Origin of the sequence: Arthrobacter sp. zg-Y1110 (assembly GCF_025244865.1) — a bacterium.
GTDB lineage: Bacteria > Actinomycetota > Actinomycetes > Actinomycetales > Micrococcaceae > Arthrobacter_B.
Genome location: NZ_CP104272.1, coordinates 2713171 through 2738567 on the forward strand (window position 1 = coordinate 2713171; position 25397 = coordinate 2738567).

The following is a 25397-nucleotide window of genomic DNA, read 5'->3' on the forward strand; positions in this document are numbered from 1 at the left end:
CTAGTTCCCTGACAACACGTAATTGATATGTCTACTTACTTTTTTACCCCAGACTTGGAGCTTACTTGAATTCGTCCGCTTCTCCGTTGGGTGGATTCCGCCACCAGCGTCCGGATCTGCGGTGCAAGCAGGGACGGCTGGACCGGCCCGTCAACGGCTGCAAGCGCGCCGGCACGGCCGTGGAGATGGGCGGCAGCCGCGGCCAGGCGTGCATAGTGTCCCGGTTCCCGCTCGGTGTCCGCGGTCCGGTCCGTCGCCAAGAGGGCGCCGAGGATGCCGGCGAGTGTGTCGCCGCTTCCCGCCGTCGCCAGCCACGGCGTGGCCTCGGCCTGGCTGTACAGTTCGCCGGTGGGAGCCGCCGCCAGCGTGGCCCAGCCCTTGATCAGGACGGTGGCGCCCGTGCGTTGGGCGGCGAGGCGGGCGTAGCGGATGGGATCGGCTTCGATTTCGGCCCGCGATGCCTCCTCGCCCAGGGACCGCAGCAGTGCGGTGAGTTCGCCGGCGTGCGGGGTAAGCACGACGCCGGGGTGCAGCCCGGTGCGGACCGCGGCGATCGCGTCGGCGTCGATCACTGCGGGCAGCCCGGAGGCCATGGCCTCGCCGGCCCGGCGGCGCTGGTCCTCGTCGTCGCCTGCGCCGGGTCCGGCAACCCAGGCCTGGACATGGGTGTTTTCTACGGTCCCTGAGCCGCACACCGCTTCGGGGTGCGCCAGGTTGATCAGCCGGGCTACGGCGTCGGGTCCCAGATAGCGGACCATGCCGACGCCGGTGGCGAGAGCGGCTCCCGTGGCCATCAGCGCCGCTCCGGGGTAAGTGTCCGAACCGGCGGCAATGCCGAGCACGCCGCGGCTGTATTTATGGTCCGCAGGTGCGGGGAAGGGCAGGAGGGAGGTCAGGTCGTTCCCGGTCAGGCGGTAGGCGGCCGGGGTTCCGAGGTACGGGCCGAGCCCGATGTCGATGCAGCGGATTTCCCCCGCAGCCACAGCCCCCGGGCCGGCGAGCAGCCCGGTTTTGACGGCGCCGAAGGTCACGGTGAGGTCCGCCCGCAGGCACGTGCCGTCCACCTGGCCGGAGTCGGCATTGACGCCGCTGGGCAGGTCGCAGGCCACGACCAGCGGGGCCTGCCCCTGCAGCCGTGCCGCGTTCAGGGTCTCTGCGAGTTTGCGGACGGGGCCGCGGAGTCCGCCGCTGCCGCCGGTGCCCAGGACGCCGTCGATTACGGCATCGGCCGCCAGTGCGGCATCGGCGATGGCCGCGGCGTTGGATTCTGTGAGTGCCAGAACCTTTCCGCCCTGCGCCCTGAAGGCTGCGAGTGCCTCGGGGTGCGCTGCGTCGGAGGTGAGAACCGCCGTCGTCGCTGCTCCGCGCCGGCCCAGCCGGGCGGCGGCATAAAGCGCGTCTCCCCCGTTGTTGCCGCTGCCGGCAAGGACGGTCACACCGGCGCCGTAGAGGCGGCCGCGGCGGGCCGCCAGCCGGGCCGCTGTCGCCGCGTACAGCCCGTAGGCTGCGCGCTGCATCAGTTCCCCGCCCCGGCCTTCGGCCAGCAGCGGGGCCTCGGCCCGGCGGACCGCGGTGCCGGTGTACGCACTGATCATGCGCTTCTTCCTAGCCTTCGGCGATAACCATTGCAGTAGCCATGTTGCCGTCGTGGCTCAGGGAAAGGTGCCAGGTCTGCACGCCTTTGCCCTCTGCCACGGCAGCTACGGTTCCGTCGACCTGCAGCTGCGGCGCTCCGGCGGGATCCAGCAGGACCTGGCAGTGCTGCCAGTTCATGCCGGCCGGGGCGCCGAGTGCCTTGGCCACGGCTTCCTTCGCCGCGAACCGTGCAGCCAGCGAACGCAGGTTCAATTCACGTTCCGCCGGTGCGAACAGCCGGGCCCTGAGCCCGGGCGTGCGCTCCAGCTGGCGGCCAAACCGCGGCACGTCCACTACATCGACGCCGATTCCGATAATCACCGAAGGACGCTCCTTATTCCACCGTGACGGACTTGGCCAGGTTACGCGGCTGATCCACGTCGAAGCCCTTGGCCGAAGCCAGCTCGCAGGCGAAGATCTGCAGCGGCACGGTGGTCAGCAGCGGAGCCAGCAGCGTCGGGGTTTCCGGCACGTAGAAGATGTGCTCGGCGTAGGCCTTGACGGCGTCGTCGCCTTCTTCGGCGATCACGATCGTCTTGGCGCCGCGGGCCCGGATCTCCTGGATGTTGGAGACCACCTTGGCGTGCAGGGAATCCCGGCCGCGGGGCGAGGGGACAACCACGAACACGGGCTGGCCTTCCTCGATGAGTGCTATCGGGCCGTGCTTGAGCTCGCCGGCAGCGAACCCTTCGGCGTGGATGTAGGCCAGCTCCTTCAGCTTCAGGGCGCCTTCCATGGCCACCGGGAAGCCGACGTGGCGGCCGAGGAAGAGCACCGAGCCGGCGTCCTTCATCAGCTGCGCCAGTTCCTTGATCTGCCCGGAGTTGTCCAGCACCTGCTGGATCTTGTCCGGCACCTTGCCCAGGTCCGCAAGGATGTCCTTGATCTCGCCCTGGAACTTGTTGCCGCGGATCTGCGCCAGGTAGAGGCCCAGCAGGTAAGCGGCGGTGATCTGCGCCAGGAACGCCTTGGTGGAGGCAACGGCGATTTCCGGTCCGGCGTGCGTGTAGAGGACTGCGTCCGACTCGCGCGGGATGGTGGAACCGTTGGTGTTGCAGATGGCCAGGACCTTCGCGCCCTGTTCCTTGGCGTAACGCACCGCCATCAGCGTGTCCATTGTCTCGCCCGACTGGGAGATGGCCACGACCAGCGTGTTCGAGTCGACAATCGGATCCCGGTAACGGAATTCGTGGCTAAGCTCCACCTCGACCGGCAGCCGGCACCAGTGCTCGATGGCGTACTTGGCCACCTGTCCGGCGTAGGCGGAGGTCCCGCAGGCCAGCACCATGATCTTGTTGACGTTCTTGAGGTCCTCGGGGCTGACGCGCAGCTCGTCGAGGGTGAGGCGTCCGTCTACGTCCGACCGTCCCAGCAGGGTGTCCCCCACAGCCTGGGGCTGGTCGTTGATTTCCTTCTCCATGAAGGAGTCGTAACCGCCCTTTTCGGCGGCGGCGGCATCCCAGTTGACGTAGAACTCGGTACCCTCGGCGACTTCCCCGAAGAAGTCGGTGATCAGGACCGAGTCAGGAGTAATGGTTACCACCTGATCCTGGCCCAGTTCGACGGCGCGGCGGGTGAAGTCGATAAAGCCCGAAACATCCGAGCCCAGGAAGTTCTCGCCTTCGCCCAGGCCGACGACGAGCGGGGAGTTGCGCCGGGCGGCAACCACGGTCCCGGGCGAATCGGTGTGGACGGCCAGCAGGGTGAACGCACCCTCGAGCTGCTGGCAGGCAAGCTGCATGGACTTTGCCAGATCCGCGTTGCCCTCGCCGCGGTAGACGGAGGCCAGCAGGGCTGCGGCCACCTCGGTGTCGGTTTCGGAAACAAACTCCGCGCCGGCGGCCAGCAGCTCGGCCTTCAGCTCGGCGAAGTTCTCGATAATGCCGTTGTGGATCACGGCCAGGCGTCCGTTGTCCGCGAGATGGGGGTGGGCGTTTTCATCGGTGGGGCCGCCGTGCGTGGCCCAGCGGGTGTGCCCGATGCCGGTGGTGGCAGGGGTCAGCGGAGCCGCCTCCAGCTCGGCCACCAGGTTGGCCAGCTTGCCCGACTTCTTGCGGTATTCGATACCCAAGGGAGTAAGTACTGCAACACCGGCGGAATCATAGCCCCGGTATTCCAGCCGCCGAAGGCCTTCCATTACTACGTCGAGAGCTCCGTGCCCGCCTGCACTAATACCTGCAATGGCGTCCGGGCGGCCTGCATATCCAATAATTCCACACATAGCACTAAGCGTACCGGCCCGCGGACCGGATGCCGAAAGCATGGTGTCCTTCCGCCTGTTGCGGCAGCTGTGCGCGCTTTGGGCCGTTTGGGTTTGCCTGCTGTTCAGGGCAGAATTCCTATGGTGACCGAACGCCATGTAAAGTCCTCCGCGGCCCAGCCGCCCGAGAGCAGTTTCACTCCCTTCGTCGAACTGGACCGCAAGACGTGGTCGCGGCTGTCACATGAGATACGCTCCCCGCTCAACCAGGAGGACATCCTTCGGCTGCGCGGCGTCGGTGACCAGCTGAACCTGGATGAAATCAGGGAGGTCTACCTCCCGCTCTCCAGGCTGCTGAACCTGTATGTGGCTGCTGCGGGCCGCCTGCACAGTGCCACCACCACATTCCTCGGCGAGAAGACGACCCGTACCCCGTTCGTGATCGGCGTGGCTGGATCCGTGGCTGTCGGCAAATCCACCACGGCCCGGGTCCTGCGTGAAATGCTGCGCCGCTGGCCGGAAACTCCGAACGTGGAACTGATTACCACGGACGGTTTCCTGTACCCCAACGCAGAGCTGGAACGCCGCGGGCTGATGCAGCGCAAGGGCTTCCCGGAGTCCTATGACCGACGCCGGCTGCTGCGCTTTGTCAGCGAGGTCAAGAGCGGTGCCGAGGAAGTCCGGGCGCCGAAGTATTCGCACCTGACGTACGACATTGTCCCCGGCGAGGAGATAGTGGTCCGCCGGCCGGACGTGCTCATTGTCGAGGGGCTGAATGTCCTTGCCCCGGCCAGGACGCGCGCCGACGGGCGTGCCGGCCTTGCGCTGAGCGATTTCTTCGATTTCTCCATTTACGTGGACGCGCGCACCTCCTACATCGAGGAATGGTATGTCCAGCGCTTCCAGTCGCTGCGCACCGGGGCCTTCGCTGACCCGGCATCCTACTTCCACCGCTACGCGGATCTGACGGACGAAGAGGCCCGGGCCACGGCCCTGGATATCTGGAAGCGGATCAACGAGCCGAACCTCATCACCAACGTGCTGCCCACGAGGGGCCGCGCCCAGCTGGTGCTGACCAAGGACGCGGACCACTCGGTGAGGCGGATGCTCCTGCGCAAGACGTAGGCCGGCGCGGGACTTAGGTCCCGCGCCGGTGCGGTGCTGCTAGACCGATGCTCCGGCGCCTGCATTAAGGGCCAGATGGGTTTCCACCGTTTCGGCGAGCCGCCGTGCGGTGTCGGCTGCTGTTTCCATGTCCGCGGCCTCCACCATGACCCGGACCACCGGTTCGGTGCCCGAGGGCCGGAGCAGCACCCGCCCGGTTTCGCCCAGTGCCTGCCCTGCCTGCTCGACCGCGAGCCGTACCGGTTCGTTGGTCTCGACGGCGGACTTGTCCACGCCCTTGACGTTAATGAGCACCTGCGGCAGCTTCTGCATAACGCCGGCCAGCTGCTTCAGGGTCCGGCCGGACCGCGCAACCTGGGCCGCCAGCTGCAGGCCGGTGAGGACGCCGTCTCCGGTGGTCGCGTATTCGGAGAAGATGACGTGCCCGGACTGTTCCCCGCCGAGGCTGTAGCCGCCGCGGCGCATCCCTTCGAGCACGTAGCGGTCCCCCACACCGGTTTCGATGAGCTCGATGCCTGCCTCGCGGAGGGCGAGCTTCAGGCCGAGGTTGCTCATGACCGTAGCCACCAGCGCATTGTCCTTGAGCTTGCCGGCTTCCTTCATGGCAATGGCCATGATTGCCATGATCTGGTCACCGTCCACCACTGTGCCTTCATGGTCCACGGCAAGGCAGCGGTCGGCGTCGCCGTCGTGGGCGATGCCCAGGTCGGCTCCATGCGCCACCACGGCTGCCTGCAGCTGCTCCAGGTGGGTGGAACCGTAACCCTCGTTGATGTTGAGGCCGTCCGGCTCGGCGCCGATGACCACTACTTCGGCACCTGCGTCGGCGAAGACCTGGGGTGAGCAGCCGCTTGCTGCCCCGTGCGCACAGTCCAGGACCACTTTCAGGCCCTCGATGCGGTTGGGAAGGGTCTGCAGCAGGTGGACCACATACCGGTCCTCGGCATCGGCGAAGCGGTGGATCCGTCCCACCTCGCTTCCGGTGGGACGCATGCTGGGGAGTGCCATTTCGGCCTCGATGGCGTCCTCGACGGCGTCATCCAGCTTCTGCCCGCCGCGGGCCAGGAACTTGATGCCGTTGTCGGGGGCAGCGTTGTGGGAGGCGGAGATGACAACGCCGAAATCTGCGCCAAGGTCAGCTACCAGGTACGCCGCGGCCGGGGTCGGCAGAACGCCGGCGTCGTAGACATCGACACCTGAGCTGGCGAGGCCGGCCTCCATGGCGGCGGAGATGAAGTCACCGCTGATGCGCGGGTCCCGGGCAACCACAGCGACCGGACGACGGCCCTGTTCCACTCGGCGATGGCCCAGCACCACTGCTGCGGCCTGTGCAAGCCCCAGGGCAACTTCGGCGGTGATCAGCCCGTTCGCCAGCCCACGGACGCCGTCCGTTCCAAACAATCTAGTCATTACGTATCCTCAAGCAGGTTGTAGCCACAGCGGGAGCCGCTCACGGGCAACTTACTGGCCCATTCTGCCACCGGTTCACCCTTGTCTCCGAAACGGGAAACGTGAAAGCGTGCGCCAGTCAGGCAAATAACCCGCCTCGGTGTGGTCAAGCCGACGTCCGGCGGCCGCATTAACGCCAAAAGGCAGCCGCCGTAGCGACTGCCTTTTGGTGAAACCCCTGTGCTGAATCAGCTCTTGTGCACCCAAGCGCCGGAAACCAGCGCTTGTGGAGCCAAGCGCCTGAATTAGCGCTTGTGGAGCCAAGCGCCAATTCAGCGCGAGGGTCCCTTCGTGCAGTGGCTCCAGCGACTGCACGAAGGGAAGCGCTGAATTAGCGCTTGGAGTACTGAGGTGCCTTACGGGCCTTCTTGAGACCGGCCTTCTTACGCTCGATGACGCGGGCGTCACGAGTCAGGAAGCCTGCCTTCTTCAGGGCGGGGCGGTTGTTCTCGCGGTCGATCTCGTTCAGCGAGCGGGCAACGCCCAGACGCAGCGCGCCGGCCTGGCCGGAGGGGCCGCCGCCGTGGATGCGTGCAATGACGTCGTATGCGCCTTCGAGGTCAAGAAGCTTGAACGGCTCGTTGACTTCCTGCTGGTGCAGCTTGTTCGGGAAGTAATCCTCGAGCTCGCGGTCGTTGACGATCCACTTGCCGGTACCCGGAACGAGGCGCACGCGGGCAATAGCCTGCTTGCGGCGTCCGACGGCGGAGCCGGGGACGGTCAGGGCCGGGCGTTCCTTGACGTCGGCCTGGACCGAGTCAGAGGATTCCGAGGTGTAGCTCGAAAGCTCCTCGGTGTTTTCATTGAGCTCTTCAGTGTTCTGAGCCACGATTCTCCTTGAATTAATTTCTTAGTTGGCGGGCCAGAACTACTGGGCGACCTGGTTGATTTCGTAGGTCTTCGGCTGCTGAGCGGCGTGCGGGTGCTCGGCACCGCGGTAGACCTTCAGCTTGCTGATCTGATCAGCAGCCAGGGAGTTCTTGGGCAGCATGCCGCGGATGGCCTTCTCAACTGCACGTACCGGGTTCTGCTCCAGCAGTTCGGCGTAGTTGACGGAGGACAGACCGCCCGGGTAACCCGAGTGGCGGTAGGCACGCTTCTGTTCGAGCTTGGCGCCGGTCAGGGCAACCTTCTCGGCGTTGATGATGATGACGAAATCGCCCATGTCCATGTGGGGAGCAAAGGTCGGCTTGTGCTTTCCGCGCAGCAGTGTTGCGGTCTGGCTGGCAAGACGGCCTAGGACAACGTCGGTGGCGTCAATGACGTGCCACTGGCGGTTGATGTCGCCGGGCTTCGGGGTGTACGTACGCACGGTGTTTGCCTTCGTTTCTTCTTCTTAGGTGGCGCGCCGCCCATGGATGCCATGGACAGTGCAGCTTCTCTATGCGTTACCGGATGGTCAGGTGAGGACTGAATTAACCAGTGGTCCTGAGATCTCGGCTATTTCCCCGGGGCCAGGTGGCTCTGCAACTGAGCCGCTCCCGTGGGCATAGGCCTATCGAGGTAGGACACGCACAACGACTATAAACAATAGCCTGCTTGAGTAGTCAGGTCAAAAGCTGTCCCCGCGTTATGGCTCCAGCGCCGGATATTGGTTTTGCCCCTATTTTAGGACCGCAACCGCAGAATCGGCTATTCGCGCTGTGCCCGGGTCAGCTCGGCACGCCGGGCCAGATCGGAGTCTGCCGGATAGCGGACCTCCTCCAGCACCAGCGGGTGCGGCGGGGCCAGGAGTGACTTCGAGTCGCGGATCCGCGCGAACAGGCGTTCGGCAAGCCACTGGGGGCGCCGCTCCCCCGACCCCACCAGCAGTGAGCCGCCCACCAGCGAGCGGACCATGTTGTGGCAGAAGGCATCAGCCTGGATGTGGGTGGTGATAACTCCGTCACAGCCCCGGTGGAAGCTGAATTCCAGGAGTTCCCGGGTGGTGGTGGAACCGGTCCGCGGTTTGCAGAAGGAGAGGAAGTCCCGGATACCCAGCACGCCGGCGGCGGCTTCGTTCATCCGGTCAATGTCCAGGGGCGCCTTGAACCAGAGTGTGGTGTGCCGGGACAGCGGATCCCGGGTTTCGGGCAGGTCGCAGATGCGGTAGCTGTAGCGCCGCCAGAGGGCCGAAAAACGGGCATCGAAGCCCGCGGGGGCAGGGACGGCCGACAGCACTTCCACGGCTCCGCCCAGGGCATCCACGGCGCGTCGCTGGAGGCCTGCTTCCCGCGCCGGCATGGTCAGCTCCTTGTTCAGCACCCCGTGCAGCCTGCGCCGCAGGGAGACTCCCGGGTCCATGTCCCGCCCCCTGGCCAGCTCGTGCCATTCGGACGCGGTGAGGTCGAAGTGCACCACCTGGCCGCGGGCGTGGACGCCGGCGTCGGTCCGCCCCGCCACTGTTGTCCGGACCGGACGGCGCAGCAGGACTGCCAGCCCGTCCTCGACCAGGCCCTGGACGGTCCGCAGGCCGGGCTGGGCGGCCCAGCCGGAGAAGGGAGCACCGTCATAGGCGAGGTCCATCCGGACGCGGAAAGGCCCGCCATCCATTTCGGGGACGGCGGGCCTTTCAATAGTCATAGCACCCATATTAAGGGCACCGGGACTTCAGCGAAGAATTACTTCTTCTCTTCGGTCGCTTCGACAGCCTCGTCAGCGGAGTCGGCAGACTCAGCCGAATCGGCGGACTCAGCGGAATCGGCGGATTCAGCCGACTCAGCGGAATCTGCAGACTCAACGGCAGGCGCCGGAGCGGCTGCAGCGGCAGCGGTGCTGGCCTCGGCCACAACCGACTGCTTGGCAGAAAGCGGTTCCAGGACCAGCTCGATGACAGCCATGGGAGCGTTGTCGCCCTTGCGGTTGCCGATCTTGGTGATACGGGTGTAGCCGCCGTCGCGCTTCTCGACTGCCGGAGCAATGTCGGTGAAGAGCTCGTGGACGATGCCCTTGTCGGAGATCAGGGCCAGGACGCGACGGCGCGAGGACAGGTCCCCGCGCTTTGCGAACGTGATCAGGCGCTCTGCGTAGGGACGCAGACGCTTGGCCTTGGTCACCGTGGTGGTGATCTGCTTGTGCTCGAACAGCTGCGCGGCAAGGTTGGCCAGCATCAGTCGCTGGTGTGCCGGGCTGCCTCCGAGGCGCTTACCCTTGGTGGGTGTAGGCATTACTTTTTCTCCTCAAACGGTGCCGTGCGGTGCTCAATGGCCCGAACGGCAAGAATTTGCTTCAGTTAGAGCTCGTCGTCCGAGTACTCGGACTCGTCCTCTTCAATAGCTGCGGCACGGGCGGCCAGGTCAAACCCGGGAGGGGAATCCTTCAGGGACAGACCCAGTTCAACCAGCTTTGCCTTCACCTCGTCGATGGACTTCGCGCCGAAGTTGCGGATGTCCATCAGGTCAGCCTCGGAGCGGGCTACGAGTTCACCCACGGTGTGGATGCCTTCGCGCTTGAGGCAGTTGTACGAACGCACGGTCAGCTCGAGGTCTTCGATCGGCAGGGCCATGTCGGCTGCCAGTGCGGCATCCGTGGGGCTCGGACCGATTTCGATACCTTCAGCGGCGGTGTTGAGTTCACGTGCCAGGCCGAACAGCTCAACCAAGGTGGTACCGGCAGAGGCGACAGCGTCGCGCGGTGCAATGGCATCCTTGGTTTCAACGTCAACGATCAGGCGATCGAAGTCGGTGCGCTGCTCAACACGGGTGGCTTCCACGCGGAAGGTCACCTTCAGAACCGGCGAGTAAATGGAGTCAACCGGGATACGGCCGATTTCCTGGTCACCGGACTTGTTCTGGCTGGCCGACACGTAGCCGCGGCCGCGCTCGATGGTCAGTTCGAGTTCGAACTTGCCCTTCGAGTTCAGCGTGGCGATGTGCAGGTCGGGGTTGTGGAACTCCACGCCGGCCGGCGGAGCGATGTCCGCGGCCGTAACCACGCCGGGGCCCTGCTTGCGCAGGTAAGCCACAACGGGTTCGTCGTGCTCGGAGGAAACCGAGAGGTTCTTGACGTTCAGGATGATCTCAGTGACATCTTCCTTGACGCCGGGAACCGTCGTGAACTCGTGCAGCACGCCCTCGATGCGGATGCTGGTTACAGCGGCACCGGGAATGGAGGACAGCAGGGTACGACGGAGGGAGTTACCAAGGGTGTAACCGAAACCCGGCTCCAGGGGTTCAATGATGAACCGTGAGCGGTTGTCGGCTACGACTTCTTCAGTGAGGGTGGGGCGCTGTGCAATGAGCACTTGCATTTCCTTTCAGCGAGCATCCGCTATATGACGCAACACAAATGGTGGAAACGACGACGACGGGTCTTCCGCGGGCGTCTTGGACGGCTAACAGCCAGCCCGGGACCGGCGCCCTCCGGCGGGCAACCCACTTGGAAAAGTGGGCTGCCCGCCGGGGAAACCGGAACCGCAGTGCTGCTTATACGCGGCGGCGCTTCGGGGGACGGCAACCGTTGTGTGCGCTCGGGGTGACGTCCTGAATGGAGCCAACCTCCAGGCCGGTGGCCTGCAGCGAACGGATGGCGGTCTCGCGACCGGAGCCCGGACCCTTCACGAAGACGTCGACCTTGCGGACGCCGTGCTCCTGTGCGCGCTTTGCGGCTGCTTCAGCAGCCATCTGAGCAGCGAACGGGGTGGACTTACGGGAGCCCTTGAAGCCAACCTCACCGGCGGAAGCCCATGAGATAACAGCACCGGACGGGTCCGTGATGGACACGATGGTGTTGTTGAAGGTGCTCTTGATATGCGCCTGGCCGAGCGCGATATTCTTCTTATCCTTGCGACGCGGTTTGCGGACCGCTCCACGAGTCTTGGGGGGCATTACTTCTCCTACAAAGAGTTTGGTTTAGGTGGCCCGGATTCGGGCCGTGGCCGAAAGACCGCTTATTTAGCGGCCGGCCTTCTTCTTACCGGCAACGGTGCGCTTCGGGCCCTTGCGGGTACGAGCGTTGGTCTTCGTGCGCTGACCGTGGACGGGCATGCCGCGGCGGTGCCGGATGCCCTGGTAGCTGCCGATTTCAACCTTGCGGCGGATGTCGGCGGCCACCTCACGGCGGAGGTCACCCTCAACCTTGAAGTTGCCCTCGATGTAGTCACGCAGCTGAACGAGTTCAGCGTCGGTGAGGTCCTTGACGCGAGTTTCCGGGCTGATGCCGGTCTCTACAAGGGTCTGCTCTGCACGGGTCTTGCCCACGCCGTAGATGTAGGTAAGCGCAATCACTACCCGCTTTTCGCGGGGAATGTCAACGCCAGCGAGACGTGCCATATCGGCGGTTCTCCTTTGGTTATTACCGGAGGTCTGAAGCAGTGCGTCCCTGTTGCCAGGTCCCCGGCCTCCGTACCGGGGGTATGCGTCACGCGTATAGACGCTGCACTGCCATATTCAATTAACTACGCGTGGGCTGATCCCTGAAATCAGGGGCCCTCTTACCGTTGCCCTTTCGGACTCCGGAGCTAGAGAAGCAGATTAGCCCTGGCGCTGCTTGTGGCGCGGGTTCTCGCAGATCACCATGACTCGACCGTTACGGCGAATCACCTTGCACTTATCGCAGATCTGCTTGACGCTCGGCTGGACCTTCATGGTTTTCCTTTGCGTGGTTGCAGGGTTGAGCTTGAACGGTCAGTGAACCGGCTGTGCGGTGCGCTGTCCGTCTTTGCAGCGGTTTATTTGTAGCGGTAGACGATGCGACCCCGGGTGAGGTCGTACGGGCTAAGTTCCACCACAACGCGGTCTCCAGGGAGGATGCGAATGTAGTGTTGACGCATCTTTCCCGAGATGTGTGCGAGCACAATGTGGCCGTTGGCCAGCTCAACGCGGAACATCGCGTTGGGCAGGGCTTCGTTTACCGAGCCCTCGATCTCAATGACGCCGTCTTTCTTGGCCATATCCTCCGCTAACGTCTGTGTCACCGGCTTGACGCCGGCAACGGTTTTTCGAATGTGGCCGTCATCCCGGCCCAGCCAACCGCATCGGCGCACAAAGCATCGAAAGCGGTCAATCCGGGCACGAATGTAGAGACAACCAACAGATAACTCTACGGGAAGACCCCCCATAAGTTAAATCGCTCCGGCTGTCCAGTTCCCTCCCCGGGTGTTTCCCCACGCCGCCAACGCGCCGGGACGGTTGGTGATGATCCCGTCCACCCCCGAATCGAAGGCTTCCAGCCACTGTGCCGGGCGGTCCAGGGTCCACGGATAGACGGACAGCCCGTCGGCGCGCAGCCGCTCCAGCAGGTCCGGACGCTCCGCCAGGAACCGCCCGCCGGGATTACACGCTGCAGCGTCCACCCGGAAGAGGAACCGCTGCAGTGCCGTCTCGCCATGCCTGCCCGACGGTGCTTGGCCGACGAGCAGACCCCGCCGGAATTCCGGGGCCGCCAGGGCAAGGGCTCCTACGGTTCGCCGCGAAAAGGCCTGCACGAGCATCCGGCCTTCCAGTCCCGCCGCCCACAGGGCGTCGGCCACGGGCTCCACCTGACGGGGGCTCCACTCTCCCTTGAACTCGAGTACCAATCCCAGTTGCTGCCAGTCGGAGAGGAACGTCAGAAGGTCCCCAAGCGTCGGCACCGGCACTCCCCTGTGGTTTTTGGAAAACCAGGCACCGGCATCCGCCATTGCAAGCCGGGCAGCTGAGGTGCGTCCCACGCGCCCGCGCAGATTTGTCGTCCGGCCGAGTTTCGCGTCGTGCAGGAGAACCGCGGTTCCGTCGGCTGTGAGGCGAAGATCCGTTTCGATCATGGCGGCTCCGGCTGCTGCCGCCGCGGCAAATGCCGGAAGGGTGTTCTCCGGTGCCGCCGAACTGTATCCCCGGTGGGCGATCACTGCCGGCAGGTTGCTCAGTGATCGTGCCGCCGGGACTGCTGCTCTGTTCGTCGAGGCCATGACTTCACGCTAGGGTGCCGGATCGCTCGAAAGCCGGGAAAACACCACTCTTCACCGGCTGTCCGCCAAGGATTCCCCGTGACATCAGGTGCAGTTCATCCAGGCAGCCGGCGGAACCCCGGGCCCGGGCACGTGCCCGCCCCGACGTCGGGCCCTCTGTGCACCCGGCCCGTCTGCGCATCCGTCCCGAAAAAGCCGGCAGGCCCCGTTCCCTGAGGGAACGGGGCCTGCCGGTTTACTGCCTGCGGAGGATTCCCTAGGGAATCGGAACCGGGGTGACACCCAGCGGTTCCAGCCGGGAGGCACCGCCGTCGGGCGCCGTGAGCACCCAGATCCCCTTTTCATGGATCGCAACGGAGTGCTCCCACTGGCTGGAACGGCTGCCGTCTTCGGTGACAACTGTCCAGTCATCATCGAGCGTGCGGGTGAGGATCTTGCCGCGTACCAGCATCGGCTCGATGGCCAGGCACAGGCCCGGCCGCAGCTTCGGCCCGCGGTGTCCGGTGCGGTAGTTCAGGACGTCCGGCGCCTGGTGCATTTCGGTGCCGATGCCGTGGCCGACATAGTCCTCGAGGATTCCCAGCTTCTTGCCCGGGACGCTGCTGACATAGTCGTCCACGGCGTCGCCGATATCCCCCACGAACTTGCCTTTGGCAGCAGCGGCAATGCCGTGCCACATGGCGTTCTCGGTGACATCCGACAGCCGCTGGTCCTCCGGATCCGGAGTACCCACGATCACGGTACGCGCGGAGTCCGAGTGCCAGCCGTTCACCACTGCACCGCCGTCGATGGAAATGATGTCGCCGTCCTGCAGCACCCGGTCTCCCGGAATGCCGTGGACAACTTCCTCATTCACGGACGTGCAGACCGTGGCCGGGTAGTCGTAGTACCCCAGGAAGTTGGAGGTGGCTCCCGCTTCCTTGAGTACCCGGGCAAATACTGCATCGATCTCGCGTGTACTGACGCCGACGTCGGCGGCCTTGACCGCCGCGTCGAGCGCTGAGATCAATACAAGGCCGGCTTCGCGCATGATGCGCATCTGCTCGTTGGTTTTGTATTCGATTCGAGGCTGGCCGAACATGTGTCTTCTAACTTCCTAGCGGATAACTTTTTGCGCCGGACTTTCTTAGCGCAGGTCCTTCAGTGCTTCCATGACACGCTCGGTGACTTCGTCGATGCCGCCGAGGCCATCCACCCGGGTGACGATTCCGCGGTCCTCGTAGCGGGCGACGACGTCGGCCGTCTGCTGCGTGTAGAGGTTCAGGCGGTGCCGGATGACGTCTTCCGTGTCATCGCTGCGGCCCTCGAGTTCCGCACGCCGGAGCAGGCGGGCCACGAGTTCATCGTCGTCGGCGGTAAGCAGGAGCACCGCGTCAAGCTTCTGGCCGTTGCCGGCCAGGATGTCGTCGAGTTCCTCAACCTGCGCCACTGTGCGCGGGTAGCCGTCCAGCAGGAAGCCAGATTCGACGTCGCCGTCAGCCAGCCGGCTGCGGACCATGGCGTTGGTGACGGTATCCGGAACGAAGTTGCCGGCGTCGATGTACTTCTTCGCCTCCACGCCCAGGGGCGTTTCCTCTTTCACGTTCGAACGGAAAATGTCGCCGGTTGATATTGCCGTGACACCGAGCCGGTCCGAGATCCGAGCGGCCTGAGTTCCTTTACCGGCGCCGGGAGGCCCGATAATGAGCATTCTTGTCATCGCAATAACCCTTCGTAGTGACGTTGCTGGAGCTGCGCGTCAATTTGCTTAACCGTTTCCAGTCCCACACCAACCATGATGAGGATTGACGTTCCGCCGAACGGGAAGTTCTGGTTAGCTCCAACCAACACCAGAGCAATCAGCGGGATCAGGGCGACAAAGCCCAGGTAAAGGGCGCCGGGCAGCGTGATCCGGGAGAGCACGTACTGCAGGTATTCGGCGGTGGGGCGGCCGGCCCGGATGCCGGGAATGAAGCCGCCGTACTTCTTCATGTTCTCCGAGACCTCGTCCGGGTTGAACGTGATGGAGACGTAGAAGTAGGTGAAGAAGACGATCAGCAGGAAGTACACCAGCATGTACAGCGGGTGGTCGCCGCTGACGAGGTAGTTGTTGATCCAGACCACCCATCCCGGCGGCGTGCCCTGCGAGGGAGTATTGAACTGCGCCAGCAGGCTGGGCAGGTAGAGCATGGAGGACGCGAAGATCACGGGGATCACGCCGGCCATGTTGACCTTGATCGGAATGTAGGTGTTGGTTCCCCCTACGGTCCGCCGGCCAACCATGCGCTTCGCGTACTGCACCGGAATGCGGCGCTGCGACTGCTCCACGAAGATGACCAGGGCCACCGTCAGGACGCCGACGGCGATGACGGCCAGGAAGATGGTCCAGCCCTGCGCGCTGAGGATGGCGCCAAGGGCGCTGGGGAAGGACGCCGCGATGGAGGTGAAGATGAGCAGCGACATACCGTTGCCCACACCCTTTTCCGTGACGAGCTCGCCCATCCACATGATGACGCCGGTACCGGCGGTCAGCGTGACGATGAGCAGCAGGACGGTGACCATGTTGTCGTCCGGGATGATCGGCAGGGCGCACTGGTTGTTGAAGAGTGCGCCCGAGCGGGCCAGGGAGACAACCGTCGTCGCGTTGAGCAGGCCCAGCGCGATGGTGAGGTAGCGGGTGTACTGGGTGAGCTTCGACTGGCCCTGCTGGCCCTCCTCGTAGAGGGCCTGGAAGTGCGGGATCACGACGCGCAGCAGCTGAACAATGATGCTGGCGGTGATGTAGGGCATGATGCCGAGGGCAAAGATGGAGACCTGCAGCAGCGCACCGCCGCTGAAGAGATTGACGAACTGGTAAATGCCACCCGAGGTGGCACCCAGATTCAAACACTGCTGCACATTGCCGTAGTCAACACCCGGGGCCGGGATAAAAGCACCCATGCGGAAGATAGTGATGATTCCCAGCGTAAACAACAGCTTGCGTCGCAGGTCTGGTGTCCGGAAAGCCCGGCCAATAGCGCTAAGCAAGCGTCCTCCTGAAGTTTGGAAAGTCCGATCCGGACTTGTGACAGAAACAGAGTCTAGCCGCTCGCGGCCCGTACTGCGTTAACGCCGTACTGGACGCGGTAGTTGCCTTAAACGGAACTGAACTCCCGGCGGACCGGATAGGGTCCGCCAGGAGTTCAGTGGTGAAACGTTGGATCGTGCGCCCCTCCCCTGCCGGTGCACGCAAGGTGTCCGGACGGGGAGGGAAACAGACCCGCCACGAGGTCTTAGACCGTGGTGGTGGATCCGCCGGCTGCGGCGATCTTTTCTGCAGCGCTGGCGGAGAAGGCGTTGGCGGAGACATCAACCTTGACGGTGATGTCGCCGGAGCCGAGCACCTTCACGGGCTGGTTCTTGCGAACCGCGCCCTTGGCAACCAATGCTTCGATATCCACGGCGCCGCCTTCGGGGAACAGTTCCGAGATCTTGTCCAGGTTTACAACCTGGAACTCGACCCGGAACGGGTTCTTGAAGCCGCGCAGCTTCGGCAGACGCATGTGCAGCGGAAGCTGACCGCCGGCGAAGCCTGCCTTGACCTGGTAGCGGGCAGCCGTACCCTTGGTACCGCGGCCTGCCGTCTTACCCTTGGAACCTTCACCGCGGCCTACGCGGGTCTTGGCCGTCTTGGCACCGGGTGCCGGACGCAGGTGATGGACCTTCAGAGTTCTGTTTTCTTCGGGCATGTTACTTCGCCTCCTCAACCTTCACGAGGTGCGGAACCGTGTTGATCATGCCAACGGTCACTGCATCAGCAGTACGGACGACAGAGTCGCCGATGTGCTTCAGGCCCAGTGAACGCAGCGTGTCGCGCTGATTCTGCTTACCACCGATGGTGGACTTGATCTGAGTGATTTCCAGTCGAGCCGTGCTAACGACGACGTTCTTCGGAGTCGACATCAGGCACCTGCCTTCTGCATGTTGCGGAGCATCGCGTAGGGAACGACCTGGTCGAGCGGAAGGCCGCGGCGTGCTGCCACTGCCTGGGGCTCTTCGAGGCGCTTCAGCGCATCAACCGTGGCGTGCACGATGTTGATGGCGTTGGAGGACCCGAGCGACTTGGACAGGACGTCGTGGATACCGGCGCATTCGAGAATGGCGCGGACCGGACCACCGGCGATAACACCGGTACCGGGGGAAGCCGGACGCAGCAGGACAACGCCTGCAGCAGCTTCACCCTGGACGAGGTGCGGGATGGTTCCACCGATGCGCGGGACGCGGAAGAAGGTCTTCTTGGCTTCTTCAACGGCCTTTGCAATAGCGGAGGGAACTTCCTTTGCCTTGCCGTAGCCAACGCCGACCATGCCGTTGCCGTCACCGACAACAACGAGGGCGGTGAAGCTGAAGCGACGGCCACCCTTGACCACCTTGGCAACGCGGTTGATGGTCACGACGCGTTCAATGAACTTGTCCTTCTCATCGTTGCGTCCGCCGTCGCGGCCACCGCGGCCACCGCGTTCGCCGCGGCCTCCACGGTCGGAACCGCGCTGCTCGCCGCGACGTCCGCCGCGGCGGTCGTCGGTACCGGTGGCTGCGGCTTCCTTGGTCTCAGTTGCCTCAGCAGCTGTAGCTTCAGTCACCTGATTTTCCTTTTCCTTGTTTACCTCGGTCACAGTGCCAGCCCACCTTCACGTGCGCCGTCTGCAACTGCAGCAATACGGCCGTGGTAGCGGTTACCACCGCGGTCAAAGACAACGGCTTCGATGCCGGCGGCCTTGGACCGCTCAGCAACGAGTTCGCCAACGCGCTTGGCCTTGGCGGTCTTGTCGCCGTCCATTGCACGCAGATCCGCTTCCATGGTGGAGGCGGAAGCCACGGTTACGCCGCGGCTGTCATCGACAACCTGGACGAAGATGTGGCGGGCAGAGCGGTTGACCACGAGGCGCGGACGAACCGCGGTTCCGGAAATCCGCTTGCGGATACGCAGCTGGCGACGGCTGCGCAGGGCAGACTTGCTCTTGCTGTTTCGCTTCTTATTAATGCTGATGGCCATGGTTACTTACCAGCCTTTCCGACCTTGCGGCGGACAATCTCGCCGGCGTAACGAATACCCTTGCCCTTGTACGGGTCGGGCTTACGCAGCTTGCGGATGTTGGCGGAAACCTCGCCCACCTGCTGCTTGTCGATACCGGACACGGTGACCTTCGTCGGGGCGACCACGGTAAGCGTGATGCCTTCGGGGGCCGCGACGGGGACCGGGTGGCTGTAGCCCAGGGCGAACTCGAGGTCCGCACCCTTCGCGACTACGCGGTAACCGGTACCAACGATTTCCAGATCCTTCTTGTAGCCCTCGGTCACGCCGGTGATCATGTTGGCGATCAGCGTGCGGGTCAGGCCGTGGAGGGAGCGGGATTCACGCTCGTCGTTCGGGCGGGTAACGGTGATGGTGCCGTCTTCAAGCGTTGCCGTGATCGGGCTGGGCACAGTGTGGCTCAGCTCGCCCTTGGCGCCCTTGACGGATACAACGTTGCCGTTGATGGCGATATCTACTCCGGCAGGAACCGGGATGGGCAGACGTCCAATACGTGACATTTTTCTTTCCCTTCCCTGCTACCAGACGTAGGCGAGGACTTCCCCACCTACGCCCTTCTTGGCGGCCTGGCGGTCGGTCAGGAGACCTGACGACGTCGACAGGATTGCGATACCCAGACCACCCAGCACGTGCGGCAGGTTGGTGGACTTCGCGTAAACGCGCAGACCGGGCTTGGAGATGCGGCGAACGCCGGCGATGGAACGCTCGCGGTTCGGACCGAACTTGAGATCCAGGGTCAGCTTCTTGCCGACCTCGGCCTCTTCTTCCTTCCAGCCGGCGATGTAGCCTTCGGCCTTCAGGATGTCAGCAACGCGCGCCTTGAGCTTGCTGTAAGGCATGGACACGGAATCGTGGTATGCCGAGTTTGCATTGCGCAGACGCGTGAGCATATCTGCGACAGGATCTGTCATTGTCATTTGGGCTCTTGCCCTCCCTCGTAACGGTTTCCTGCAGGATCCCCGTGCGGCGTCGCCTCACGGATCTCCGTCGGACCTGTTACGTAGTAATTAATCTTCGGATTTGAACGGGAAGCCGAGCGCCTTCAGCAGCGCGCGTCCCTCGTCATCGGTCTTTGCGGTGGTAACCACGGTGATGTCCATGCCGCGTACGCGGTCGATCTTGTCCTGATCGATTTCGTGGAACATCGACTGCTCGGTCAGACCGAACGTGTAGTTGCCGTTGCCGTCGAACTGCTTGCCGTTCAGGCCGCGGAAGTCACGGATACGGGGCAGTGCCAGGGTGACCAAGCGGTCCACGAATTCCCACATGCGGTCGCCACGCAGCGTAACGTGCGTACCGATCGGCATGCCTTCGCGCAGCTTGAACTGAGCGATGGACTTGCGTGCCTTGGTGACCTGGGGCTTCTGGCCCGTGATCTGGGTGAGGTCGCGTACCGCACCGTCAATGAGCTTGGAGTCCTTAGCGGCATCTCCAACACCCATGTTCACAACCACCTTGACGAGGCGGGGAACCTGGTTGACGTTCGAGTAGTTGAATTCGTCCTGCAGGGTCTGCTTGATCTCCGCTGCGTAGCGGGTCTTCAGACGGGGAACGATCTTGGTGACAGTCTCAGTCATTAGAGGTCCTTCCCAGAGCCCTTGGCCACGCGGATACGCACAGTGCGCTCACGGCCATCTTTTTCGACGGTTTCAGTGCGGAAGCCAACGCGGGTCGGCTTCTTGGTCTCCGGGTCGACAATGGCGACGTTGGAAACGTGGATCGGGGCTTCAACAACCTCGATGCCGCCGGTCTTGGAACCGCGGGAGGACTGGCCAACCTTGGTGTGCTTGGTGACGCGGTTGATGCCTTCAACGAGGATGCGGTTGCTCTCGGGGAAGACCTTCAGAACCTTGCCCTGCTTGCCGCGGTCTCCGCCGCGCTCAGCCTTAGCACCGGTGATGACCTGAACGAGGTCACCCTTCTTGATTTTTGCCATGGACTACAGCACCTCCGGAGCCAGCGAAATGATCTTCATGAACTTCTTGTCGCGAAGTTCGCGGCCAACGGGCCCGAAGATACGGGTACCGCGGGGGTCGCCGTCATTCTTCAAGATCACTGCAGCGTTCTCATCGAACTTGATGTAGGAACCGTCCTGGCGGCGGCGTTCCTTCTTGGTACGGACGATGACGGCCTTGACCACGTCGCCCTTTTTGACGTTGCCGCCGGGAATTGCATCCTTGACGGTGGCAACAATGGTGTCGCCAATGCCTGCGTAGCGACGGCCGGATCCACCGAGAACGCGGATGGTCAAGATTTCCTTGGCACCCGTGTTGTCGGCGACCTTCAGTCGCGACTCCTGCTGAATCACTTATTACTCCTGTCGTCGCGCCGGTTCTCGAAATGAGCCTTGCGGAACGGATATGGGTGGACCCCGTAATACTGGTACTCAACGCCGGGTGGGCCGGCCGCACGCCAGTGCAGCCGCCTTACGCGGCGTCGAACAAGATTATCGGGCTTTTGTCTCATTCGGCGGTGAGGAAGTGCGTACCGGAGCCCCGATTCGAGACCGGATTCCGGACACACTTCCGCACCACACAGACAAGATTTCAAGTTTATCGCGAAAAGGCCCCGGAAGCGAAATCGAAGATGATAACGCGGCCGGGGCCCTCACGCTTTGGACGGTGCCGGCGTGTTCTCCGCTTGTCGCGGGGAACACACCGGCGGGCCGGCCGGTACTTCTTACTACTAGGTTACTTGGCCTTTTCGAGGATCTCGACCAGGCGCCACCGCTTGGTAGCGGACAGCGGCCGGGTCTCGGCGATCAGCACGAGGTCACCAATGCCGGCAGCGTTCTGCTCGTCATGGGCCTTGCGCTTCTCGGTCCGGCGAATAACCTTGCCGTAAAGGGCGTGCTTCACGCGGTCTTCAACCTGGACAACGATGGTCTTATCCATCTTGTCCGAGACCACGTAGCCGCGTGCGGTCTTCCGGTACCCGCGGGCATCGGCGCCGTTTGCGTCAGTTGTCACTGCTGCCTCATTCTTGTTTTCGCTCACTTGGCATCATCCTCAGCGACCTTGGCTTCAGCTTCAGACTTGTCAGCCTTCTTCTTTGACTTCTTCGGTGCCTCGGGTGCTGCTTCCTCAACGGGAGCGACAACCTCGGGACGAATGCCCAGCTCGCGCTCACGCAGCACCGTGTAGATGCGGGCGATATCGCGCTTCACTGCACGCAGACGACCGTGGTTTTCCAGCTGGCCGGTAGCCGACTGGAAGCGGAGGTTGAACAGCTCCTCCTTGGCCTTGCGCAGTTCTTCTACGAGACGGTCCTTATCGAAGCCGTCCAGCTGCTCGGTTGTCAGCTCTTTTGATCCAACTGCCATTTCTATTCACCACCCTCGCGACGCACAATGCGTGCCTTCAACGGCAGCTTATGGATCGCCAGGCGCAGGGCCTCACGAGCTACCTCTTCGGAAACACCGGAGAGTTCGAACAGAACCCGGCCCGGCTTGACGTTTGCAACCCACCACTCCGGAGAACCCTTACCGGAACCCATACGGGTTTCAGCAGGCTTCTTCGTCAGCGGACGGTCCGGGTAGATGTTGATCCAGACCTTACCGCCGCGCTTGATGTGGCGTGTCATGGCAATACGCGCAGCTTCAATCTGGCGGTTGGTGACGTATGCAGGCGTCAGAGCCTGGATACCCCACTCGCCGAAGCTGACGGCAGTGCCGCCGGTTGCAGCGCCGGAGCGACCCGGGTGGTGCTGCTTACGGTATTTGACTCGACGTGGGATAAGCATTTAAGCCTGTCCTCCTTCTGCTGCGGGGGCAGCTGCCTCAGCGGCCGGAGCCTCTGCAGCAGCAGGCGCGGCGGCTTTGTCGCCGCGCTCGGGACGACGACGGCGGTCGCCGCCACGGTCACCGCGGTCGGCCGGGCCGCGGCCCGGACGGTCGTTGGAGCGTCCGCGGGACGGTGCAGCAGCCTGCTGTGCAGCCAGTTCCTTAGCGGTAACGTCGCCCTTGTAGATCCAGACCTTTACGCCGATGCGGCCGAAGGTGGTCTTGGCTTCGAAGAAACCGTAGTCGATCTGCGCGCGGAGGGTGTGCAGGGGCACACGGCCTTCGCGGTAGAACTCGGAACGGCTCATTTCAGCGCCGCCCAGACGGCCGGAGCACTGGATACGGATACCCTTGGCGCCTGCACGCTGTGCGGACTGGATGGCCTTCTTCATCGCACGGCGGAAAGCCACGCGGGAAGAGAGCTGCTCAGCAACACCCTGGGCAACAAGCTGTGCTTCCATCTCGGGGTTCTTGACCTCGAGGATGTTCAGCTGGACCTGCTTGCCGGTGAGCTTTTCGAGCTCGCCGCGGATGCGGTCCGCTTCGGCGCCGCGGCGGCCGATCACGATGCCCGGACGTGCAGTGTGGATATCCACACGAACACGGTCACGGGTGCGCTCGATCTCAACCTTGGCGATGCCGGCGCGGTCCATGCCGGTGGACATCAGCTGACGGATCTTGATGTCCTCGCGGACGAAGTCCTTGTAACGCTGGCCCGGCTTGTTGCTGTCAGCAAACCAGTGCGATACGTGGTCAGTGGTGATGCCGAGTCGGAACCCGTGCGGGTTTACCTTCTGTCCCACTTAGCGTTCCTCCTCGATCGTAGGGGTTGCGACTACCACGGTGACGTGGCTGGTCCGCTTGTTGATGCGGTAGGCGCGGCCCTGGGCCCGCGGCTGGAACCGCTTCATGGTGGGTCCTTCATCAACGAATGCTTCGCTGACGAAGAGGTCACCCTCGTCGAAGGCCACGCCGTCACGGTCCGCGAGGACACGTGCATTGGCCATAGCCGACTGAATTACCTTAAGTACCGGCTCCGAAGCTGCCTGGGGGGCAAACTTCAGAATTGCCAGAGCCTCATTCGCTTGCTTGCCACGAACAAGGTTGACGACGCGCCGGGCCTTCATAGGCGTTACGCGGATATGACGCGCAATTGCCTTGGCTTCCATTGCTTTCCTTCTCTCGTCTTCTGCCGAAAGAGCAGCGCCTAGCGGCGCTTGCCCTTGCGGTCGTCCTTCACATGGCCGCGGAATGTCCGCGTCAGAGCGAATTCGCCGAGCTTGTGCCCGACCATCGACTCGGTGACAAACACCGGAATGTGCTTACGTCCGTCGTGTACGGCGATCGTGTGCCCGAGCATGTCGGGGATGATCATCGAACGGCGGGACCACGTCTTGATGACGTTCTTGGTGCCCTTTTCGTTTTCGGCCGCTACCTTGAGAAACAGGTGCTGGTCGACGAAGGGGCCTTTCTTCAGGCTGCGTGGCATGTTTCCAGGCTCCTATCGCTTGTTCTTGCCGGAACGACGGCGACGCACAATGAGGTTGTCGCTCTCTTTATTGGGACGGCGGGTACGGCCTTCGCGCTTACCGTTCGGGTTGACCGGGTGGCGTCCACCGGAGGTCTTACCTTCACCACCACCGTGCGGGTGATCGACCGGGTTCATGGCGACACCACGGACGGTCGGGCGTACGCCCTTCCAGCGCATACGGCCGGCCTTGCCCCAGTTGATGTTCGACTGCTCGGCGTTGCCGACCTCGCCGATCGTGGCGCGGCAGCGCACATCAACGTTGCGGATTTCGCCGGAGGGCAGACGCAGCTGGGCGAAGCGGCCTTCCTTGGCAACGAGCTGAACGGATGCACCGGCGGAGCGGGCCATCTTGGCACCGCCGCCCGGACGAAGTTCAACGGCGTGGATGGTGGTACCCACGGGGATGTTGCGCAGGGGCAGGTTGTTGCCGGGCTTGATATCAGCGCCGGCGCCGGCCTCTACGAAGTCGCCCTGCTTGAGCTTGTTCGGAGCAATGATGTAACGCTTGGTGCCATCAACGTAGTGCAGCAGGGCAATGCGGGCGGTACGGTTCGGATCGTATTCGATCTCGGCAACGCGTGCGTTGACGCCGTCCTTGTCGTGGCGGCGGAAGTCGATCAGACGGTACTGACGCTTGTGTCCACCACCCTTGTGCCTGGTCGTGATCTTACCGGTGTTGTTACGGCCGCCCTTTTTGGGCAGCGGACGTACCAACGACTTTTCCGGCGTCGACCGCGTGATTTCGGTGAAGTCGGCTACGCTCGAGCCGCGACGGCCCGGGGTAGTCGGCTTGTATTTACGGATTCCCATTATTTATTCCTCGTTAAAGTGGTCTCCGCCCTAGCTGAGCGGACCGCCGAAGATGTCGATTGTGCCGTCCTTGAGGGTGACAATGGCGCGCTTGGTGTTCTTGCGCTGTCCCCATCCGAACTTGGTGCGCTTACGCTTACCGGCACGGTTGATGGTGTTGATCGAGTCGACCTTGACGGAGAAGATTTTCTCCACGGCCAGCTTGATCTCGGTCTTGTTGGAGCGGGGGTCGACCAGGAAGGTGTACTTACCTTCGTCGATCAGGCCGTAGCTCTTTTCCGAGACGACGGGTGCAAGCACTACGTCGCGCGGATCCTTAGCGGTGGTCGCGCTCACTTGGCGTCCTCCTTGACTGTGTTCTTGCCGACGAACTCGTCGTAGGCAGCCTTGGTGAAGACCACGTCGTCGGCAACAAGCACGTCATAGGTGTTCAGCTGATCTACGTAGATCACGTGAACAGCCGGAACGTTGCGCACGGAAAGTGCGGCAACATCGTTGGCGCGCTCGATAACAACGAGCAGGTTCTTGCGGTCGGAAACCGAACGCAGGGCGCTCAGTGCGTCCTTGGTGGAAGGCTTGGTGCCTTCAACCAGGGATTCGAGGACGTGGATACGGCCGTTGCGTGCCCGGTCCGACAGGGCGCCGCGCAGTGCAGCAGCCTTCATCTTCTTGGGGGTGCGCTGGCTGTAATCGCGGGGCGTCGGTCCGTGGACTACGCCGCCGCCGGTCATGTGAGGAGCACGGATGGAGCCCTGACGAGCCCGGCCGGTGCCCTTCTGCTTGAACGGCTTGCGGCCTGCGCCGCTTACCTCGGCACGCGTCTTCGTCTTGTGCGTACCCTGGCGGGCAGCTGCAAGCTGAGCAACTACCACCTGGTGGAGCAGCGGTACGTTCGTCTGAACGTCGAAGATCTCTGCGGGGAATTCAACAGTGGTTTCGTTAGCCATG

General features: G+C 63.4%; 36 protein-coding genes. 1 reads left to right on the top strand and 35 read right to left on the bottom strand.

The annotated features are described in order from the left end of the window. Positions 1 to 35: 35 nt before the first annotated feature. The 3 genes from N2K99_RS12620 to glmS are packed head-to-tail and all read right to left on the bottom strand — an operon-like array spanning position 36 to position 3856. Positions 36 to 1595, bottom strand: a complete 1560-nt coding sequence (locus N2K99_RS12620; RefSeq protein ID WP_227933041.1) for an NAD(P)H-hydrate epimerase — start codon at positions 1593 to 1595, stop codon at positions 36 to 38. Between the two features lie 10 nt (positions 1596 to 1605). Next, positions 1606 to 1956, bottom strand: a complete 351-nt coding sequence (locus tag N2K99_RS12625) for a holo-ACP synthase (RefSeq protein WP_227933040.1) — start codon at positions 1954 to 1956, stop codon at positions 1606 to 1608. Positions 1957 to 1969: 13 nt separating this feature from the next. Next, positions 1970 to 3856 (bottom strand): glutamine--fructose-6-phosphate transaminase (isomerizing), encoded by a 1887-nt coding sequence (glmS, locus tag N2K99_RS12630; protein ID WP_227918686.1) that lies wholly within the window; start codon positions 3854 to 3856, stop codon positions 1970 to 1972. Positions 3857 to 3976: 120 nt separating this feature from the next. Between glmS and coaA the strand changes: the two genes are divergently transcribed. Then, positions 3977 to 4960 (top strand): type I pantothenate kinase, encoded by a 984-nt coding sequence (gene coaA / locus N2K99_RS12635; protein ID WP_227918688.1) that lies wholly within the window; start codon positions 3977 to 3979, stop codon positions 4958 to 4960. A 39-nt stretch (positions 4961 to 4999) separates the two neighbouring features. Here the strand turns inward: coaA and glmM are convergent, their stop codons facing one another. From glmM to rplD, 32 genes are all read right to left on the bottom strand, one after another. Next, positions 5000 to 6370: a phosphoglucosamine mutase gene (glmM, locus tag N2K99_RS12640; protein ID WP_227918694.1), complete on the bottom strand. Its 1371-nt coding sequence runs from the start codon at positions 6368 to 6370 to the stop codon at positions 5000 to 5002. A 370-nt stretch (positions 6371 to 6740) separates the two neighbouring features. Continuing rightward, positions 6741 to 7238 carry a 30S ribosomal protein S9 gene (gene rpsI / locus N2K99_RS12645; protein WP_227918696.1) on the bottom strand — a complete coding sequence of 166 codons (498 nt, stop codon included), beginning with the start codon at positions 7236 to 7238 and terminating at the stop codon, positions 6741 to 6743. A gap of 39 nt (positions 7239 to 7277) precedes the next feature. Next, a complete protein-coding gene (gene rplM, locus N2K99_RS12650; RefSeq protein WP_227918698.1) occupies positions 7278 to 7721 on the bottom strand; it encodes a 50S ribosomal protein L13 in 444 nt (147 codons plus the stop codon). A gap of 320 nt (positions 7722 to 8041) precedes the next feature. Further along, positions 8042 to 8971: a tRNA pseudouridine(38-40) synthase TruA gene (locus tag N2K99_RS12655; RefSeq protein ID WP_227933039.1), complete on the bottom strand. Its 930-nt coding sequence runs from the start codon at positions 8969 to 8971 to the stop codon at positions 8042 to 8044. A 38-nt stretch (positions 8972 to 9009) separates the two neighbouring features. Next, on the bottom strand, positions 9010 to 9555 hold the full coding sequence (rplQ, locus tag N2K99_RS12660) for a 50S ribosomal protein L17 (protein ID WP_227918703.1): 546 nt from the start codon (positions 9553 to 9555) through the stop codon (positions 9010 to 9012). A gap of 65 nt (positions 9556 to 9620) precedes the next feature. Next, complete coding sequence (locus N2K99_RS12665; RefSeq protein WP_146361126.1) at positions 9621 to 10631, bottom strand: DNA-directed RNA polymerase subunit alpha; 1011 nt, start codon at positions 10629 to 10631, stop codon at positions 9621 to 9623. Positions 10632 to 10812: 181 nt separating this feature from the next. After that, positions 10813 to 11214, bottom strand: coding sequence for a 30S ribosomal protein S11 (gene rpsK, locus N2K99_RS12670; protein WP_049829160.1), 402 nt, complete (start codon positions 11212 to 11214; stop codon positions 10813 to 10815). Between the two features lie 66 nt (positions 11215 to 11280). Then, positions 11281 to 11658, bottom strand: coding sequence for a 30S ribosomal protein S13 (gene rpsM / locus N2K99_RS12675; protein ID WP_227903828.1), 378 nt, complete (start codon positions 11656 to 11658; stop codon positions 11281 to 11283). A gap of 201 nt (positions 11659 to 11859) precedes the next feature. After that, positions 11860 to 11973: a 50S ribosomal protein L36 gene (gene rpmJ, locus N2K99_RS12680; protein WP_012397712.1), complete on the bottom strand. Its 114-nt coding sequence runs from the start codon at positions 11971 to 11973 to the stop codon at positions 11860 to 11862. 83 nt (positions 11974 to 12056) lie between these two features. Next, positions 12057 to 12278, bottom strand: a complete 222-nt coding sequence (gene infA, locus N2K99_RS12685) for a translation initiation factor IF-1 (protein WP_055239372.1) — start codon at positions 12276 to 12278, stop codon at positions 12057 to 12059. 171 nt (positions 12279 to 12449) lie between these two features. Continuing rightward, complete coding sequence (locus tag N2K99_RS12690; protein ID WP_227933038.1) at positions 12450 to 13274, bottom strand: glycerophosphodiester phosphodiesterase family protein; 825 nt, start codon at positions 13272 to 13274, stop codon at positions 12450 to 12452. 256 nt (positions 13275 to 13530) lie between these two features. Beyond that, positions 13531 to 14355, bottom strand: a complete 825-nt coding sequence (gene map / locus N2K99_RS12695; RefSeq protein ID WP_227918708.1) for a type I methionyl aminopeptidase — start codon at positions 14353 to 14355, stop codon at positions 13531 to 13533. A gap of 45 nt (positions 14356 to 14400) precedes the next feature. Continuing rightward, complete coding sequence (locus tag N2K99_RS12700; protein WP_227918710.1) at positions 14401 to 14973, bottom strand: adenylate kinase; 573 nt, start codon at positions 14971 to 14973, stop codon at positions 14401 to 14403. Beyond that, the gene (gene secY, locus N2K99_RS12705; protein ID WP_227918712.1) at positions 14970 to 16280 is read right to left on the bottom strand and encodes a preprotein translocase subunit SecY; all 1311 of its coding nucleotides are present in this window, start codon (positions 16278 to 16280) and stop codon (positions 14970 to 14972) included. Before secY ends, N2K99_RS12700 begins: the two co-directional genes overlap by 4 nt. 245 nt (positions 16281 to 16525) lie before the next feature. Further along, the gene (gene rplO / locus N2K99_RS12710; RefSeq protein ID WP_227918714.1) at positions 16526 to 16981 is read right to left on the bottom strand and encodes a 50S ribosomal protein L15; all 456 of its coding nucleotides are present in this window, start codon (positions 16979 to 16981) and stop codon (positions 16526 to 16528) included. A gap of 1 nt (position 16982) precedes the next feature. Beyond that, positions 16983 to 17195 (bottom strand): 50S ribosomal protein L30, encoded by a 213-nt coding sequence (gene rpmD / locus N2K99_RS12715; protein WP_227918717.1) that lies wholly within the window; start codon positions 17193 to 17195, stop codon positions 16983 to 16985. Further along, positions 17195 to 17875 (bottom strand): 30S ribosomal protein S5, encoded by a 681-nt coding sequence (rpsE, locus tag N2K99_RS12720; protein ID WP_227918719.1) that lies wholly within the window; start codon positions 17873 to 17875, stop codon positions 17195 to 17197. Before rpsE ends, rpmD begins: the two co-directional genes overlap by 1 nt. Before the next feature lie 29 nt (positions 17876 to 17904). Continuing rightward, positions 17905 to 18288: a 50S ribosomal protein L18 gene (rplR, locus tag N2K99_RS12725; protein ID WP_227933037.1), complete on the bottom strand. Its 384-nt coding sequence runs from the start codon at positions 18286 to 18288 to the stop codon at positions 17905 to 17907. A gap of 2 nt (positions 18289 to 18290) precedes the next feature. Further along, positions 18291 to 18827: a 50S ribosomal protein L6 gene (gene rplF / locus N2K99_RS12730; RefSeq protein ID WP_227918724.1), complete on the bottom strand. Its 537-nt coding sequence runs from the start codon at positions 18825 to 18827 to the stop codon at positions 18291 to 18293. 18 nt (positions 18828 to 18845) lie between these two features. Further along, positions 18846 to 19244, bottom strand: coding sequence for a 30S ribosomal protein S8 (rpsH, locus tag N2K99_RS12735; RefSeq protein ID WP_146361106.1), 399 nt, complete (start codon positions 19242 to 19244; stop codon positions 18846 to 18848). A gap of 90 nt (positions 19245 to 19334) precedes the next feature. Then, positions 19335 to 19904, bottom strand: a complete 570-nt coding sequence (gene rplE / locus N2K99_RS12740) for a 50S ribosomal protein L5 (RefSeq protein ID WP_227918727.1) — start codon at positions 19902 to 19904, stop codon at positions 19335 to 19337. Continuing rightward, on the bottom strand, positions 19904 to 20263 hold the full coding sequence (gene rplX, locus N2K99_RS12745) for a 50S ribosomal protein L24 (protein ID WP_227918730.1): 360 nt from the start codon (positions 20261 to 20263) through the stop codon (positions 19904 to 19906). Before rplX ends, rplE begins: the two co-directional genes overlap by 1 nt. 3 nt (positions 20264 to 20266) lie before the next feature. Continuing rightward, complete coding sequence (gene rplN, locus N2K99_RS12750; RefSeq protein WP_055239356.1) at positions 20267 to 20635, bottom strand: 50S ribosomal protein L14; 369 nt, start codon at positions 20633 to 20635, stop codon at positions 20267 to 20269. Positions 20636 to 21017: 382 nt separating this feature from the next. Beyond that, positions 21018 to 21323, bottom strand: coding sequence for a 30S ribosomal protein S17 (rpsQ, locus tag N2K99_RS12755; RefSeq protein WP_279326965.1), 306 nt, complete (start codon positions 21321 to 21323; stop codon positions 21018 to 21020). Further along, entirely contained in the window at positions 21320 to 21649 is a 330-nt protein-coding gene (gene rpmC / locus N2K99_RS19090; RefSeq protein WP_146361098.1) for a 50S ribosomal protein L29, read from the bottom strand. The genes rpsQ and rpmC overlap by 4 nt, the downstream gene beginning before the upstream one ends. A gap of 2 nt (positions 21650 to 21651) precedes the next feature. After that, the gene (gene rplP / locus N2K99_RS12765; protein WP_055239353.1) at positions 21652 to 22068 is read right to left on the bottom strand and encodes a 50S ribosomal protein L16; all 417 of its coding nucleotides are present in this window, start codon (positions 22066 to 22068) and stop codon (positions 21652 to 21654) included. Then, positions 22069 to 22911 (bottom strand): 30S ribosomal protein S3, encoded by an 843-nt coding sequence (gene rpsC / locus N2K99_RS12770; RefSeq protein WP_227918732.1) that lies wholly within the window; start codon positions 22909 to 22911, stop codon positions 22069 to 22071. It abuts the gene before it with no gap. After that, positions 22912 to 23277, bottom strand: a complete 366-nt coding sequence (gene rplV, locus N2K99_RS12775; protein ID WP_227918735.1) for a 50S ribosomal protein L22 — start codon at positions 23275 to 23277, stop codon at positions 22912 to 22914. It abuts the gene before it with no gap. Positions 23278 to 23315: 38 nt separating this feature from the next. Further along, positions 23316 to 23597 (bottom strand): 30S ribosomal protein S19, encoded by a 282-nt coding sequence (rpsS, locus tag N2K99_RS12780; protein WP_104052734.1) that lies wholly within the window; start codon positions 23595 to 23597, stop codon positions 23316 to 23318. Positions 23598 to 23609: 12 nt separating this feature from the next. After that, entirely contained in the window at positions 23610 to 24449 is an 840-nt protein-coding gene (gene rplB / locus N2K99_RS12785) for a 50S ribosomal protein L2 (protein WP_146361090.1), read from the bottom strand. Between the two features lie 30 nt (positions 24450 to 24479). Further along, positions 24480 to 24785 carry a 50S ribosomal protein L23 gene (gene rplW, locus N2K99_RS12790; protein ID WP_104052736.1) on the bottom strand — a complete coding sequence of 102 codons (306 nt, stop codon included), beginning with the start codon at positions 24783 to 24785 and terminating at the stop codon, positions 24480 to 24482. Further along, entirely contained in the window at positions 24782 to 25396 is a 615-nt protein-coding gene (gene rplD / locus N2K99_RS12795) for a 50S ribosomal protein L4 (protein WP_227918737.1), read from the bottom strand. Before rplD ends, rplW begins: the two co-directional genes overlap by 4 nt. Position 25397: the final 1 nt, after the last annotated feature.

Bases quoted from the DNA above. Each gene is read 5' to 3' on its own strand.
- glmM (WP_227918694.1), bottom strand. From the start codon at position 6,370: ATGACTAGATTGTTTGGAACGGACGGCGTCCGTGGGCTGGCGAACGGG.
- rplX (WP_227918730.1), bottom strand. From the start codon at position 20,263: ATGGCAAAAATCAAGAAGGGTGACCTCGTTCAGGTCATCACCGGTGCT.
- map (WP_227918708.1), bottom strand. From the start codon at position 14,355: ATGTTCGGCCAGCCTCGAATCGAATACAAAACCAACGAGCAGATGCGC.
- rpsK (WP_049829160.1), bottom strand. From the start codon at position 11,214: ATGCCCCCCAAGACTCGTGGAGCGGTCCGCAAACCGCGTCGCAAGGAT.
- infA (WP_055239372.1), bottom strand. From the start codon at position 12,278: ATGGCCAAGAAAGACGGCGTCATTGAGATCGAGGGCTCGGTAAACGAA.
- N2K99_RS12620 (WP_227933041.1), bottom strand. From the start codon at position 1,595: ATGATCAGTGCGTACACCGGCACCGCGGTCCGCCGGGCCGAGGCCCCG.
- rplP (WP_055239353.1), bottom strand. From the start codon at position 22,068: ATGCTTATCCCACGTCGAGTCAAATACCGTAAGCAGCACCACCCGGGT.
- glmS (WP_227918686.1), bottom strand. From the start codon at position 3,856: ATGTGTGGAATTATTGGATATGCAGGCCGCCCGGACGCCATTGCAGGT.
- N2K99_RS12690 (WP_227933038.1), bottom strand. From the start codon at position 13,274: ATGGCCTCGACGAACAGAGCAGCAGTCCCGGCGGCACGATCACTGAGC.
- coaA (WP_227918688.1), top strand. From the start codon at position 3,977: ATGGTGACCGAACGCCATGTAAAGTCCTCCGCGGCCCAGCCGCCCGAG.
- rplB (WP_146361090.1), bottom strand. From the start codon at position 24,449: ATGGGAATCCGTAAATACAAGCCGACTACCCCGGGCCGTCGCGGCTCG.
- rplO (WP_227918714.1), bottom strand. From the start codon at position 16,981: ATGCCCGAAGAAAACAGAACTCTGAAGGTCCATCACCTGCGTCCGGCA.
- rpsS (WP_104052734.1), bottom strand. From the start codon at position 23,597: ATGCCACGCAGCCTGAAGAAAGGCCCCTTCGTCGACCAGCACCTGTTT.
- rplV (WP_227918735.1), bottom strand. From the start codon at position 23,277: ATGGAAGCCAAGGCAATTGCGCGTCATATCCGCGTAACGCCTATGAAG.
- rplD (WP_227918737.1), bottom strand. From the start codon at position 25,396: ATGGCTAACGAAACCACTGTTGAATTCCCCGCAGAGATCTTCGACGTT.
- rpmD (WP_227918717.1), bottom strand. From the start codon at position 17,195: ATGTCGACTCCGAAGAACGTCGTCGTTAGCACGGCTCGACTGGAAATC.
- rplF (WP_227918724.1), bottom strand. From the start codon at position 18,827: ATGTCACGTATTGGACGTCTGCCCATCCCGGTTCCTGCCGGAGTAGAT.
- N2K99_RS12700 (WP_227918710.1), bottom strand. From the start codon at position 14,973: ATGACAAGAATGCTCATTATCGGGCCTCCCGGCGCCGGTAAAGGAACT.
- rpsM (WP_227903828.1), bottom strand. From the start codon at position 11,658: ATGGCACGTCTCGCTGGCGTTGACATTCCCCGCGAAAAGCGGGTAGTG.
- rpmC (WP_146361098.1), bottom strand. From the start codon at position 21,649: ATGGCAGTTGGATCAAAAGAGCTGACAACCGAGCAGCTGGACGGCTTC.
- rplQ (WP_227918703.1), bottom strand. From the start codon at position 9,555: ATGCCTACACCCACCAAGGGTAAGCGCCTCGGAGGCAGCCCGGCACAC.
- rpsH (WP_146361106.1), bottom strand. From the start codon at position 19,244: ATGACAATGACAGATCCTGTCGCAGATATGCTCACGCGTCTGCGCAAT.
- rpmJ (WP_012397712.1), bottom strand. From the start codon at position 11,973: ATGAAGGTCCAGCCGAGCGTCAAGCAGATCTGCGATAAGTGCAAGGTG.
- N2K99_RS12655 (WP_227933039.1), bottom strand. From the start codon at position 8,971: ATGACTATTGAAAGGCCCGCCGTCCCCGAAATGGATGGCGGGCCTTTC.
- rplR (WP_227933037.1), bottom strand. From the start codon at position 18,288: ATGGCCATCAGCATTAATAAGAAGCGAAACAGCAAGAGCAAGTCTGCC.
- rplE (WP_227918727.1), bottom strand. From the start codon at position 19,904: ATGACTGAGACTGTCACCAAGATCGTTCCCCGTCTGAAGACCCGCTAC.